The organism is Micromonospora globispora, assembly GCF_003857015.1.
Taxonomy (GTDB): domain Bacteria; phylum Actinomycetota; class Actinomycetes; order Mycobacteriales; family Micromonosporaceae; genus Micromonospora; species Micromonospora globispora.
The window spans coordinates 1-9,471 of sequence record NZ_QGGF01000212.1; the positions used below are offsets into that span (position 1 = coordinate 1).

Here is a 9,471-nt window from a genome sequence, read left to right on the forward strand (position 1 = left end):
GCGCGGCCAGGTACGCCTCCTCGTGCACCGGTGGCACCGCCCGCAGCAGGGTCAGCGCACCGAGCGCGAGCGTGCCGGCCAGCCAGGCCCGGCCGGTGGCCCGGACCGCCGGTGACCGGGGGAGCAGGGCGAGCGCCAGGGTGGGCGCGCCCACCAGCAGGACGGTGCCCAGGGCCACCAGCGGCCAGGTCGGCACCGCCCGGTCCAGGCCGGCCGCGAGCACCGCCTGGTCGACCCCCCAGCCGCCGACCTGTCCGACCAACGTCACCAGCACGGCCCAGCACCCGGTCAGGACCGCCGCGACCACCGCCCACGGGTTGGTCCGCTCCGGCCCGGGAGCCGGGGGCGGGGTGGGCGGACCGGCGGGTGGCACTGGACCGACCTCCATGCCCAGTACGGTACGGCGCGGCGGCGGCCTGCCGCCGGAGCGCCGCGAACGGTTACCGTGGACACGTGCGCGACCCCAACGTGTCCCGATCCATGGCCGGTCAGCTCTCCGTCGAGCGCCGCGCCGATGACCTGCGTCGACTTCGCGCCGAGCGGTTCGACGTCCTGGTCATCGGCGGCGGGGTGACCGGGGCCGGAGCCGCGCTCGACGCCGCGTCCCGCGGGCTCAAGGTCGCCCTGGTGGAGGCGCGCGACTACGCAGCCGGCACCTCCAGCCGGTCGAGCAAGCTCATCCACGGTGGCCTGCGCTACCTGGAGCAGCTGGAGTTCCACCTGGTCCACGAGGCGCTCACCGAGCGGGGGCTGCTCGCCACCCGGCTCGCGCCGCACCTGGTGCGGCCGGTGCCGTTCCTGGTTCCGCTCCCCGCCGAAGGCGGACTGCGGGACCTGCCGAAACGCCTCTTCCGCCGCTCCTACTACGGCGCCGGGGTGGCCACCTACGACGCCTTCGCCGGGGTCTTCGGCGGCGGGCGCGGCATGCCGCTGCACCGGCACCTGACCCGCGAGGGCGCCCGCCGGGTCTTCCCCAGCCTCCGGACCGACAACCTGGCCGGGGCGATCCGCTACTACGACGGCCAGGTCGACGACGCCCGGCTGGTGGTGACCCTGGCCCGCACCGCCGCCAGCCTCGGCGCGACCGTGGTGACCAGCGCCCGGGCGGTCGGCCTGCTCCGGCAGGCCCGCGAGGTCACCGGCGTCCGGGTCCGCGATCTGGAGGCGCCGGCCGGCTCGCCGGACGCCGAGTTCGAGGTACGCGCCCGCACGGTGATCGCCGCCACCGGCGTGTGGAGCGACGACATGTCCCGGATGCTCAACGACGTCGGGCTGCGCCCGAAGGTGCGGGTCCGGGCCTCCAAGGGGGTCCACCTGGTGGTGCCCCGCTCGGCGATCACCGGCGAGACCGGGCTCATCCTGCGGACCGCCACCAGCGTGCTCTTCGTCATCCCGTGGGGTGGTCACTGGATCATCGGCACCACCGACACCGACTGGCGGCTGGACCGGTCCCACCCGGCGGCCACCGCGAAGGACATCGACTACCTGCTTCAGCAGGTCAACGCCGTGCTGGACCGGCCGCTGACCACCGCCGACATCGAGGGCGTGTACGCCGGGCTGCGCCCGCTGCTCGCCGGCGAGGCGGACTCCACCTCCAAGCTCTCCCGGGAGCACGCGGTCGTGGAGCCGATGCTCGGGCTGCTGCTGGTCGCCGGTGGCAAGTACACGACGTACCGGGTGATGGCCACCGACGTGGTCGACCGGGCGGCGCGCCGGCTCGGCTCGGTACGCCCCTCGCGTACCGCCGACCTGCCGCTGCTCGGCGCCGACGGGTACGCGGCGATGTGGCGGGACCGGGCGGACCTGGCCCGCCGGCACGGGGTACCCGTCGGTGTGGTCGAGCACCTGCTGGAGCGGTACGGCAGCCTCACCCTGGACCTGCTCGCCCTGATCGACGCCGATCCGCTGCTCGGTTCCCCGCTCGCCGGCGCACCGGAGTACCTGGCCGCCGAGGTGACGTACGCGGCCCGGGCCGAGGGGGCGCTGCACCTGGAGGACGTGCTGACCCGGCGTACCCGGATCTCCTTCGAGACCAGCCAGCGCGGCCTGGAGTCGGCCGAGCACGCGGCCGAGCTGATGGGCGCGGTGCTCGGCTGGGACGACGCCACCCGGGAACGCGAGGTCGCCCACTACCGGGCCCGGGTGGAGGCCGAACGGCAGTCCCAGCTCATGCCGGACGACGTGACCGCGGACGCGGCCCGGCTCGGCGCCCCCGACGTCCGCGGGTTCGCCGCCGACCGGGGCGTCGACGGCGACCCGGCCGACCTCCGCTCGTCCTCCCGCTGACCGACCCGCCCCGGCACGTCGGCGATCAACACCGGGCTGCTCGGCCGGTACCGGCGCTACTTACGGTGGGGTAGGTTACCCTGCGTGGTTCGCCCCTCATGGTCGCGCGTCATCCCTCTGTCGGCCGGCGTCCTGCTGGCGATCTGCCTGGCCGGCTGCTCGATCATCGGCCGGGCGGAGGGTTCCACCACCCGGCAGCAGGCGGGGTCCGGCCCGGGCGGGGGGAAACGGGTCTCCCTGGTGCAGAAGCTCGGCACGGACGGCCCGGTGCGGTCGCTCACGGTGGAGCCGGGGGGACAGTGGAACTGCGACGACTGCGCCGGTGACGGGGTCACCTCGACGGGCGCGCTCTCACCGGATCAGGCGCAGCGGTTGCAGCAGATGCTCCTCGACCCGGGGCTGGCGAAGGAGACCGACGAGGCCCGCCACTACCGGCAGACCTGCATCGACGCGCTGACCTCCACCCTGCTCATCCCGCCCGGCCTGACCGTCACTCAGCAGGACTGCCCGGGCGAGGAGCGGCCGCCGATCGCGGGCGAGATCCTGCTGCTGCTCACCCAGGCCACCCCGGCCGAGCCCACCGCCTGAACGACGCTCAGAACACCTTGCCCGGGTTGAAGAGGCCCGTCGGGTCCAGGGCGGCCTTGATCGCCTGGTGTACCCGGACCCCGACCGGGCCGATCTCCCGGGCCAGCCAGTCCCGCTTGAGCAGTCCGACGCCGTGCTCCCCGGTGCAGGTGCCGCCCAGTTCCAGCCCCAGCCGCATGATCTCGTCGAACGCCCGCCGGCCGCGTGCCACGCTGGCCGGGTCGGCCCGGTCGACCACGATGTTCGGGTGCATGTTGCCGTCGCCGGCGTGCCCCACCACCCCGATCGGCACGTCGCACTCCTCGGCGATCCGGGCCACCCCGTCCAGCAGCGCCGCGAGGGCGCCGCGCGGCACCGCCACGTCGTCGATGACCAGGCCGCCGTTGCCGTCCGGGTACGCGTCTGCGGCGTACTTCTCCATCGCCGGGTGGGCCAGCCGGCGGGCCTGCAGCAGCGCCGCCGCCTCCACCGCGTCGGTGGCCGCGTAGACCTCGTCGGCACCGGCCGCCTCGCACACCTCGGCGACCCGGGCCAGGTCGTCGGCGGCCCGGGTACCGGTGTCCACGGCGGCCAGCAGCAGCGCCTGGGCGTCGGTGCGCAGCCCCATCGGCTGGTACGCCTCGATGGCGGCCAGATGGGTCCGGTCCAGCAGTTCCAGCAGGCTCGGGCTCAGCCCCCGCTCGGCGATCCCGGCGACCGCCGAACCGGCGGCGGTGGTGGAGGGGAAGACGGCCACCAGGGTCAGCGACTCCTCCGGCGCGGGACGCAGCGACACGGTGATCTCGGTGATCACCCCGAGGGTGCCCTCCGAGCCGACGAAGAGCCGGGTGAGGTCGTACCCGGCGACCCCCTTGGCGGTACGCCGGCCGGTGCGCAGCACCTCGCCGGAGGCGAGCACCACCTCCAGGCCGAGCACGTACTCGGTGGTCACCCCGTACTTGACGCAGCACATGCCGCCGGCGTTGGTGGAGACGTTCCCGCCGATGGTGGAGGACTCCCAGGAGCCCGGGTCGGGCGGGTAGTAGAGACCGTGCTTGCGTACCGCGCCGGCCAGGGTGGCGTTGACCACGCCGGGCTGCACCACGGCGATCCGGCTCACCGGGTCGATCTCCAGGATCCCGTCCATCGCGACGGTGCTCAGCACCACCGCGCCGTCGACCGCGTTGGCCGCACCGGCCAGCCCCGTCCGCGCCCCCTGTGGCACCACCGGTACGCCGTGCCGGGCGGCCGCCCGGACCACCGCGACGACCTCCTCCGTGCTGCCTGGCCGGGTGACCACGAGCGGCGTACCGGCGGCACAGAGGTCGGCCTCGTCCCGCTCGTGCATCCGGAGCAGGTCGGGGTCGGTGAGCACGGCGGCGTCGCCGAGGGCGGCGCGCAGGTCGTCGAGGAGGGGGGTACCGGCCATGCGGGGAAGGCTAGGTCGCCCGACGTGTGATCATCAACCGCCCGGCCCGCGAGTTAGATTGGCCGCCATGCTGTACGTGGACCGGCCGACCGTGCCGTGGCGGGGACGGCTCTGGTCGCACCTGATCAGCGACGTCTCGTACGCCGAGCTGCACGCCTTCGCCGAGGCGCTCGGCGCGCCCCGGCGCGGCTTCGACCGGGACCACTACGACATCCCGGCCGAGCGGTTCCCGATGGCGGTCTGGCTCGGCGCCCGGGTGGTGCCCAGCCGGGAGCTCGTCCGACTGCTCCGCGACTCCGGTCTCCGTCGCCCCAAACACCTGACTGCGCGCGATCTTGCAGGTCCGGCCCGCGATCTGGGGTGATCCACCCCTTTTTGTCAGGGCGGCAACTGCAAGATCGGCGGATCATCGGCGCAGGGCGGTCAGCTCGCGGGTGAGGTTGCGGCGGGCAGGCTCCTCCCAGGCTCGGGCGAGCGGCGGGAGGCGGAATAGCGCGGGCAGGGCGAGCAAGCCGTCGAGCACCCGGGCCCGACCGGCGCGGAAGTCCGGCTCCGGCACGTGCGCGTACTCCCTGCGGACGGCGGCGGCGTACCGGTCGTACTCGGCCGCGTCACCGGCCAGGACGGCCAGGTCGGCGTCGCAGAGCAGGGCGCCGTCGGGGTCGTCCGGGGAGACCTTGTGCCCGGCGGTGAGCAGGACGAGGCGGCCCACCTCGACCACCGCGTCGGGTGGCAGCCCGGCGTCGGTGAGCAGCGCGCTGCCGAGCGCGGCGCTCGCCCGCTCGTTGGCGTCGCCGCCGGCCCGCGGGTCGTAGACCGCGTCGTGACACCAGGCGGCCAGCCGGACCAGGTCCGGTCGGCGCGCCAGCCCCGCGTACCGGTCGACCACGTCCAGCACCGCGGTCAGGTGCCCCACCGTGTGGTAGTGCCGGTGCGGCTCCCGCCAGCCGGCCAGCAGCCGCGCCCCGGCCCGGTCCACCCCGGCCGGGTCGGTCGCCCCGGCGCCGCGAGCCGCGCGCCGCCATCGATCGATCAGCTCTTCCACCCGATGCAGTCTGCCCGACCGGCACCGGGTGGAAGAGGATTCACCGGGTGTGACGCGGGTAGTCCCGGCCATGGCCGTGGCCCGGGACCGACGCCCCTCGTTCATGCGGCGTGCGCCGCTGCGCGAGGGGCTGGTCGACGTCGACGGGGCGCGGATCGCGGAGGCGGTGGAGGACCTCCGGCACAAGAGCAAGGCCACCCTGCACGACCGCCTGCAACGGGTCCGCATGGCGCTGGGCCTGGCCGTCCAGGCGGGGCTGGCCGCCGCGCTGGCCTGGGTCGTCTCGCACCAGTTGCTCGGCAATCCGCAGCCGGTCTTTGCGCCGATCTCGGCGGTCGGCACGCTCGCCGCGTCGGTCGGCCAGCGGTTGCGCCGGACCGTCGAGCTCATCGTCGGCGTGGCGGTCGGGGTGGCTCTCGGGGACGCCCTGATCTACCTGCTCGGCGCCGGTGGATGGCAGCTCGGCCTGGTGGTGACCACAGCGATCCTGCTGACCATCTTCTTCGGCGGCAGCGTCGCGATCGTGATCCAGGCGGCGGCGACCGCGGTGCTGATCGTGACGCTGAGCCCGTCCACGCAGAACCTGGAGATCCCGCGGTTCGTGGATGCCTTCGTCGGCGGTGGCATCGCGCTGCTGGTCACGGCGATCCTGCTGCCGCTGAACCCGCTCCGGGTGATCAACCGGGCCGCCCGGCCGGCGCTGGACCTGCTCGCCGACCAGCTGGACCTCACCGCCGAGGCGCTGCGCAAGCGGGATCGCAGCACGGCGCAGCAGGCGCTGTTCCGATTACGGGAGAACAAGGATGAGCTGGCCGCGTTCAGCGAGGCGATCGAGGGGGCCAAGGAGACCAGCACAATCTCCCCGGCCCGCTGGCACCGGCGCGACGAGCTGGCCCACTACGCCAAGGCGGCCGACCCGATCGACCGGGCGATGCGCAACAGCGGCACCTTGATCCGTCGCGCGGTCACCCTGATCGAGGACGAGGAGCCGGTCCCGGGGCCGATGCCGGACGCGATCGCGCACCTCGCCGAGTCGGTACGCCTGCTCCGGCACGAGTTCGCCGCCGGCGCGGAGCCCCAGGAGGCCCGAGAGCGGAACCTGCGCGCGGTCAGCGAGGCCGGCCGGGCGTACGCGGAGGGGGTGGGCTTCTCCGGCAGCGTGGTGATCGCGCAGATACGGACCACCGCCAGCGACCTGATGGTGGCCTCCGGCATTGAACAGGACGAGGCGAACCGGCTGGTCCGGCAGTCGTTCGGCGAGCAGGAGCAGCGGACGAGCGGCCCGGCCGAGCAGCACGGCGCGCCGAAGCCGCCGACCGCGCCTCCGCTCGGCTGACTCCGCGCGCCCCGGATTCCGCCTCAGCCCAGCTCGGCGAGGGCGGCGAGCAGCCGGTCCACCTCCGCGACGGTGCTGCCGAGGCCGATGCTGGCCCGCAGGGCGGTGGACGGCAGGTCCCGCCGCCCGCTGCGCGCGGCCGCCTCGGTGAGCAGCCGACGGGCCAGCGGGTGGGCGCAGAAGAGGCCATCCCGGACCCCGATCTGGTGCGCGCCGGCCAGGTGGGCCGCGACCTCGGCGGAGTCCCGACCGGCCACCACGAAGGAGACGATGCCCACCCGGGGCGCTTCGGGTGCGAAGGTGCGCAGCTCCACCACGTGCGGCAGGGCGGCCAGCCCGTCTCGCAGCCGGGTCAGCAGCTCCTGCTCCCGGGCGTGCAGGGTCTCCCGGTCGGCCTCGGTGAACGCCTCGCAGACCGCGGCGAGGGCCACCGCGCCGAGCAGGTTAGGGGTACCCGCCTCGTGCCGGGCCGGACCGCTGGCCCAGCGCACCTCGTGGGTGGCCGGACCGACGTGCGCGGTGGCCCCGCCCCCCGCCAGGTACGGCGGGGCGGCGTCCAGCCAGTCCGACCGCCCGACGAGCACGCCGGCGCCGAACGGCGCGTACAGCTTGTGGCCGGAGAGGGCCAGGTAGTCCACGTCCAGCGCGGCCAGGTCCACCGGCGCGTGCGGGGCGAGCTGGGCCGCGTCGACCAGGATCCGGGCGGCGTACCGGTGGGCGACCCGGGCCAGCTCGGCCACCGGCCAGCGTTCGCCGGTCACGTTGCTCGCCCCGGTCACCGCGACCAGCACCGGCAGCCCCGGAACGCGCGTGCCCGCGCTTACCCGGCGCAGCTCGCCGAGGGCGGCGTCCAGCGCGCGGACCGCTCCGGCGGGGCTCTCCGGCACCGGCAGCCGGACCGAGCCGCGCGGCCAGGGAAGCAGGTTGGCGTGGTGTTCGCCGGCGAAGGTCACCACGGTGGTGCCCGCGGGGAGCGCCCGGGCCAGCAGGTTCACCGCGTCCGTGGTGTTCCGGGTGAAGATCACGTGATCGTCGGGGCGGGCGCCGACGAAGTCGCCGATCGTCTGCCGGGCCCGCTCGTAGGCCAGCGTGCAGCGCCGCGACAGCGCGCCCGCGCCGCGGTGCACGCTCGCGTACCAGGGCAGCAGCTCGGCCACCGCGTCGGCGGCGGCCCGCACGCACGGGGCGCTGGCCGCGTAGTCCAGGTTGATCTGTCCGGGTACGCCGAGCACGCCGAGCGGGTCCGGCCGGGCCGGCGTCGAGATGGCGGGCAGCGAGGGTACGAGGGTGACGGTCATGCCGGTTGCCTCCGGGTCCAGGGACCCCGGGGGTGGGCACCGGGACGGGGTCCGCGCTTGCCCAGCACGCGGTTCGGGCTGGGCCCGGTCATCACCCGGGGCACCCCACCGCGAACTCGACGAGGGTTGCCGGCCAGCAAGCCGGGGCTTGACGCTGGCGCTCGTGACCTTCCCGGCAGCATAGCGGCCCGCGATGCGGCCGGACCAGTGGGCTGCGGATGACTACGCTGACCGTATGGCCGACACCCCGTCCGGCGGAGCACTGCCGCCGTCGACCGAGCCCGCCGTCCCGCCACCGGGTTCGGCGGCCCCCCGGATGCCGCTCCGGCGGCTGGGCTGGCGGCGGTTCCTGGCGCTCGCGGCGGTCGTCCTGCTGATCGCCGCCGGCGCGGTCTTCATGGTCTTCACGCTGGGCGAGAGCCTGGGCGCCCAGGCGCTGCTGGTCGGCGTGATCGCGGCGGTCCTGCCGGTGCCGGTGCTGGTCTCGTGTTTCCTCTGGCTCGACCGCTACGAGCCGGAGCCGGTCCTGTATCTGATCTTCTGCTTCGTCTGGGGCGCGTTCGTCGCCACCGCCATCTCGCTGAACGTCAACGAGTTCTCCGCCGTGCTGTTCAAGCGCTGGGGGCTGCCGAGCGCCCTGGTGGCCGTGCTGGTCGCCCCGTTCATCGAGGAGCTGACGAAGGCGACCTTCCCGATCCTGCTGCTGATCTTCCGCCGGCGGGAGTTCTCCGGGGTCACCGACGCCCTGGTCTACTGCGGGCTCTCCGCGATCGGGTTCGCCATGGTGGAGAACATCCTCTACCTCGGCGGCTACGGCTACCGAACGGGCGTCGAGGAGTACGGCCCGGCCACCGGCGCCCGCCAGGTCATCGCGATCTTCATCGTCCGGATCCTGCTGTTCGGCTTCGCCCACCCGCTGTTCACCTCGATGACCGGGGTGGGGCTGGGCATCGCCGCGCGGACGGCCGACCGGCGGGTCCGCATCCTCGCCCCGATCGCCGGCCTGCTGCTCGCGATGATGCTGCACGGCACCTGGAACCTGCTGCCCTCGCTGGCCGTGGCGACCGGCCAGCCGGTGATCGTCCTGTACGGCTACATCGGCGTGATGGTGCCGATCTTCTTCGGCATGGTGGGGCTGGCGATCTGGCTGCGCGCCTGGGAGGGCCGGCTCACCGAGCGGACCCTGCCGGACTACGTGCGGGCCGGCTGGCTCACTCCACCGGAGGTGGCCGCCCTGGGCAGCCTCGGCCGGCGGCACGCCGCCCGCACCTGGGCCCGCCGGGTGGCCGGCGACGGCGGCGTGAAGGCGATGCGCGGCTACCAGTTCGCGGCCACCCGGCTGGCGCTGCTGCGCGACGGGATGCGCCGGGGACTGGACCGCAAGCCGGTCGACCGGGAACGCACCGCCCGCGAGGAACGGGAACTGCTGGAGGCGATCGCCGCGTACCGGGCGTTCTTCGTCGGGCGGGACCCGCAGACGCCGCTGGGGGTCTGGGACGGGCAGCGCTAC

At 74.6% G+C, this 9,471-nt stretch carries 8 protein-coding genes, 1 pseudogene and 1 riboswitch; of the genes and pseudogenes, 5 read left to right on the forward strand and 4 right to left on the reverse strand.

Annotated elements, in window-relative coordinates:
* Nucleotides 1-388: pseudogene (locus DKL51_RS08745) on the reverse strand (S8 family serine peptidase); the annotation flags it as partial.
* An 80-nt stretch (nucleotides 389-468) separates the two neighbouring features.
* Here DKL51_RS08745 and DKL51_RS08750 point away from each other — a divergent pair.
* Nucleotides 469-2,286, forward strand: coding sequence for a glycerol-3-phosphate dehydrogenase/oxidase (locus DKL51_RS08750; RefSeq protein ID WP_109943145.1), 1,818 nt, complete (start codon nucleotides 469-471; stop codon nucleotides 2,284-2,286).
* An 84-nt stretch (nucleotides 2,287-2,370) separates the two neighbouring features.
* Nucleotides 2,371-2,874, forward strand: a complete 504-nt coding sequence (locus DKL51_RS08755) for a hypothetical protein (protein WP_109943136.1) — start codon at nucleotides 2,371-2,373, stop codon at nucleotides 2,872-2,874.
* 7 nt (nucleotides 2,875-2,881) lie between these two features.
* Here DKL51_RS08755 and DKL51_RS08760 read toward each other — a convergent pair whose 3' ends face one another.
* A complete protein-coding gene (locus tag DKL51_RS08760) occupies nucleotides 2,882-4,282 on the reverse strand; it encodes an FAD-binding oxidoreductase (RefSeq protein ID WP_124811944.1) in 1,401 nt (466 codons plus the stop codon).
* A gap of 67 nt (nucleotides 4,283-4,349) precedes the next feature.
* Here DKL51_RS08760 and DKL51_RS08765 point away from each other — a divergent pair, with 67 nt between their 5' ends.
* Complete coding sequence (locus DKL51_RS08765) at nucleotides 4,350-4,646, forward strand: DUF4031 domain-containing protein (RefSeq protein ID WP_109943138.1); 297 nt, start codon at nucleotides 4,350-4,352, stop codon at nucleotides 4,644-4,646.
* A 42-nt stretch (nucleotides 4,647-4,688) separates the two neighbouring features.
* Here DKL51_RS08765 and DKL51_RS08770 read toward each other — a convergent pair whose 3' ends face one another.
* A complete protein-coding gene (locus tag DKL51_RS08770; RefSeq protein ID WP_109943139.1) occupies nucleotides 4,689-5,327 on the reverse strand; it encodes an HD domain-containing protein in 639 nt (212 codons plus the stop codon).
* A gap of 103 nt (nucleotides 5,328-5,430) precedes the next feature.
* Between DKL51_RS08770 and DKL51_RS08775 the strand changes: the two genes are divergently transcribed.
* Nucleotides 5,431-6,663, forward strand: a complete 1,233-nt coding sequence (locus DKL51_RS08775) for an FUSC family protein (protein ID WP_243420717.1) — start codon at nucleotides 5,431-5,433, stop codon at nucleotides 6,661-6,663.
* A 23-nt stretch (nucleotides 6,664-6,686) separates the two neighbouring features.
* Here the strand turns inward: DKL51_RS08775 and DKL51_RS08780 are convergent, their stop codons facing one another.
* A complete protein-coding gene (locus DKL51_RS08780; RefSeq protein WP_109943141.1) occupies nucleotides 6,687-7,961 on the reverse strand; it encodes an aminotransferase class V-fold PLP-dependent enzyme in 1,275 nt (424 codons plus the stop codon).
* Between the two features lie 48 nt (nucleotides 7,962-8,009).
* A riboswitch (SAM riboswitch) is annotated at nucleotides 8,010-8,130 on the reverse strand.
* Between the two features lie 24 nt (nucleotides 8,131-8,154).
* Here DKL51_RS08780 and DKL51_RS08785 point away from each other — a divergent pair.
* Nucleotides 8,155-9,471: PrsW family intramembrane metalloprotease (locus DKL51_RS08785; protein WP_148097752.1), on the forward strand; the 1,317-nt coding region annotated here is incomplete at its 3' end.

Excerpts from the sequence above, each read along its gene's own strand:
- DKL51_RS08775 (WP_243420717.1), top strand. The coding sequence starts at position 5,431 with ATGCGGCGTGCGCCGCTGCGCGAGGGGCTGGTCGACGTCGACGGGGCG.
- DKL51_RS08760 (WP_124811944.1), bottom strand. The coding sequence starts at position 4,282 with ATGGCCGGTACCCCCCTCCTCGACGACCTGCGCGCCGCCCTCGGCGAC.
- DKL51_RS08765 (WP_109943138.1), top strand. The coding sequence starts at position 4,350 with ATGCTGTACGTGGACCGGCCGACCGTGCCGTGGCGGGGACGGCTCTGG.
- DKL51_RS08780 (WP_109943141.1), bottom strand. The coding sequence starts at position 7,961 with ATGACCGTCACCCTCGTACCCTCGCTGCCCGCCATCTCGACGCCGGCC.